This is a genomic window from Embleya sp. NPDC127516 (assembly GCF_044765325.1).
Taxonomy (GTDB): Bacteria; Actinomycetota; Actinomycetes; order Streptomycetales; family Streptomycetaceae; genus Embleya.
Genome location: NZ_JBIWJT010000091.1, coordinates 1 through 3,772, shown reverse-complemented (window position 1 = coordinate 3,772; position 3,772 = coordinate 1). Strand labels below are relative to the sequence as shown.

Genomic DNA, 3,772 nt, shown 5'->3' with positions numbered 1-3,772 from the left:
CACTCGCCACCGTCCACACCCACACCACCACCGACTGGACGCGCTTCTATCCCACCACCCCACCCACCCACCTCGACCTCCCCACCTACCCCTTCCAACGGGAGCACTACTGGCTCCGGCCCGCCGCCGCCACCGACCCCCACACCCTCGGGCTGCACGACGCGGACCACGGCCTGCTCGGTGCCGCCGTCGCCCTCGCGGACGGCGACGGGCACCTGTTCACCGGTCGCCTGTCACTGCGCAGCCACCCCTGGGCGGCCGACCATGCCGTCCACGGCACGCCCCTGCTGTCCGGATCCGCGTTCATCGAAATCGCGCTCCACGCCGGCCAGGCCACCGACACCCCCCACCTGGAAGACCTCACCCTCGAAGCGCCTCTCACCCTCCCGGCCACCGGCGGGATCCACCTTCAAGCGCACGTGGGCGCAGCCGACCACGACGGCCGCCGGACCCTCACCGTCCACTCCCGACCCGACGACGCCACACCCGACGGGCACTGGACCCGCCACGCCATCGGCGTCCTCACCCTCCAGGCGTCCGCCGCGGCGGACCCGGCCGCATGGGCCGAGCCGGTGGCCTGGCCACCGGCCGGCGCCACAACGCTGCCCGTCGACACCCTCTACGACCGCCTCGCCGACCGCGGCTACCGCTATGACGGCGTCTTCCAGGGCCTGACCGCCGCCTGGCGCGACGGCGACACCCTCTATGCCGAGGTCGCCCTCCCCACCGACGCCACCACCGACGCCGACCACTACGGCATCCACCCCGCGCTCCTCGACGCCACACTCCACCCGATCGCCGCCACCGATCCCGAGCAGGGTTCGGACCGGGTGCTTCTTCCGTTCGCCTGGTCGAACGTCCGGCTTCACGCGGTGGGCGCCCGGGCGCTGCGCGTCCGGATCACCCCCTCCGACGCGGGAACGTTGCGTGTCGAACTCGCCGATCCCACCGGGCAACCGGTCGCCGAGGTGGCATCGCTGGCCATCCGGTCGATCACCGCCGAGCAACTGGCGAAGGCCGTCGCGACCGGGGGAGAGGACCACCTGTTCCGTCTGGCCTGGACCTCCGCGCCCGACGCGGATGCCCTCGACGTCGGACGAATGGCGTTCGTGGGGCCCATCGTCGGCGCGGGACCGGTCACGTCGCAGCCCGCCGATGTCGGCGTCGAGAGCCATCCGGGGTTGGCGGCGCTCTCGGCGGACGAGGCCACTGCCTTCCCGGGCCTGGTCGTCGCCACCGGTCTACTGGGCCGGTCCGAAGGCTCGGTCGAGGATGTTCCCGGCGCCGCGCGCGAGGCGGTTCGGTACGCCTTGGACATGATCCAGGCGTGGCTGGCCGAGGAGCGGGCCGCCGACAGCCGGCTGGTGTTCGTCACCCGGCGAGCCGTCGTGGTCCACGCCGATATCGAGTCGCCCAACCTCGCACACGCCGCCGTCTGGGGTCTGATCCGTACGGCTCAGAGCGAGAACCCCGGTCGCTTCACCGTGATCGATCTGGAGGACGAGGACACCGTCTCCGTCGAGGCGTTCCGGGCGGCCTTGGGCAGCGGCGAGCCGCAGGTGGCTCTGCGTGACGGCGATCGGCAACCGTACGTCCCCCGGCTCGTGCGGGAGACAGCCTCCGATGTCGCCGCCGTGCCGGAGCCCGCCGTGGGCGGCACGGTCCTGATCACCGGGGGCACGGGCACTCTCGGCACGTTGTTCGCCCGCCGTTACGCGAAGGCTCGGCGGGCCGGCCACCTGCTGCTGGTCGGCCGACGCGGCCTCGATGCTCCGGGCGCGTCCGAACTCGCCGCCGAACTGGCCGAGTCGGGCGTCAAGGTCACCATCGCCGCCTGCGACACCGCCGACCGCGACGCCCTCGCCGCGCTCTTGGCGGCCATCCCCACCGAACACCCCCTCACCGCCGTCGTACACACCGCCGGAGTCCTCGACGACGGCACCATCACCTCGCTGACGCCGGAGCGCGTCGACAATGTGTTCCGCCCCAAGGTCGACGCCGCCTGGCACCTGCACGAACTCACCCGTGGGACCGACCTCGCCGAGTTCGTGCTGTTCTCCTCCATGGCGGGAGTTCTGGGCAATCCGGGCCAGGGCAACTACGCGGCGGCGAACGTCTTTCTCGACGCGCTGGCCCAGTACCGTCGCGCCGACGGCCTGCCCGCCACCTCCCTGGCCTGGGGGTTGTGGTCCGACAGCAGCGGCATGACCGGCCACCTGGACGACGTGCATCTCACCCGCCTGGCCCGCCTGGGGATCAAGCCCCTCACGGCGGAGGAGGGGATGGCCCTATTCGAGGCCGCCCGGGTTTCGGGTGTCGCCTGCCCGGTTCCCGCCAAGATCCTCCCCGCCCTGCTCCGTCCCCATCTGGAGGCCGGCACTCTTCCCGCGGTCCTCCGGGGCCTCGTGCGCGTCTCCGTCCGCAAGGCCGCCACGGCGACCGACACCACGGGCCTGCTCGATCGCCTGGGCCGGCTCTCCGCCGAGGATGCCGAGGACGCTCTGGCCACCCTCGTCCGCACCCACGTCGCCCAGGTTCTGGGCCACGCCACGCCCGACGGCATCACCCTCGACCAGGCGTTCAGGGACCTCGGCTTCGACTCGCTGACCGCAGTCGAGTTCCGCAACCGCCTCAACACCGCCACCGGCCTGCACCTCCCCGCGACGCTCGTCTTCGACTACCCCAGCCCGCGCCGCCTGGCCGGCCACCTCCTCGCCACCCTCGCCCCGAGCGCCGACACCACCACCGCCCCCGCCGGCGTTACCACCGTCGCCACCGACGAGCCCATCGCCATCGTGGCCATGGGCTGCCGGTACCCGGGCGGCGTGCACTCCGCGGAGGACCTGTGGACGCTGGTCGCGAGCGGGACGGACGCCGTCGCCGAGTTTCCGGCCACCCGTGACTGGGATGTCGAGACCCTGTACGACCCCGAGCCGGGAAAGCCGGGCAAGTCCTACACGCGGCACGGCGGATTCCTGTACGACGCCGACAACTTCGACCCCGCCTTCTTCGGTATCAGTCCGCGCGAGGCCCTCGCCATGGACCCCCAGCAACGCCTCCTCCTCGAGGTCGCCTGGGAGACCATCGAACGCGCCGGCGTCGACCCCACGACCCTCCGCGACACCCCCACCGGCGTCTTCACCGGAATCATGTACGGCGACTACGCCGGCCGCTTCGGCTCCGTCCCCGAAGGAATGGAGGGCTACCTGCTCAACGGCAGCTCGGGCAGCGTCGCCTCCGGTCGGGTCGCCTACACCTTCGGGTTCGAGGGGGCAGCGATGACTGTCGACACCGCGTGCTCCTCCTCCCTGGTGGCCATCCACCTGGCCGCGCAGGCGCTGCGCAGCGGCGAGTGCTCCCTGGCCCTGGCCGGTGGTGTCACCGTGATGGCAACACCCGGTGTCTTCACCGAGTTCAGCATGCAACGTGGCCTGTCCCCCGATGGGCGGTGCAAGTCCTTCGCCGCCGCCGCGGACGGCACCGGCTGGAGTGAGGGGGTGGGGCTGCTTCTGCTCGAACGTCTCTCCGACGCGAGGCGGAACGGCCATCGAGTGCTGGCGGTCGTGCGCGGCTCGGCGGTGAACCAGGACGGTGCCAGCAACGGTCTGACCGCCCCCAACGGCCCCTCCCAACAACGCGTCATCCGGCAGGCGCTGGCCAACTCCGGGGTTCGGGCCGACGAGGTCGATGTGGTCGAGGCGCATGGTACGGGTACGCGGTTGGGTGATCCGATCGAGGCGCAGGCGTTGTTGGCGACCTACGGTCAGGGGCG

The 3,772-nt window shown here is 72.0% G+C and carries 1 protein-coding gene; it reads left to right on the top strand.

The genetic code is table 11. The features are described 5' to 3' along the window. On the top strand, positions 1–3,772 hold a 3,772-nt coding region (locus ACIRL2_RS51275), incomplete at both ends, for an SDR family NAD(P)-dependent oxidoreductase (protein ID WP_402242688.1).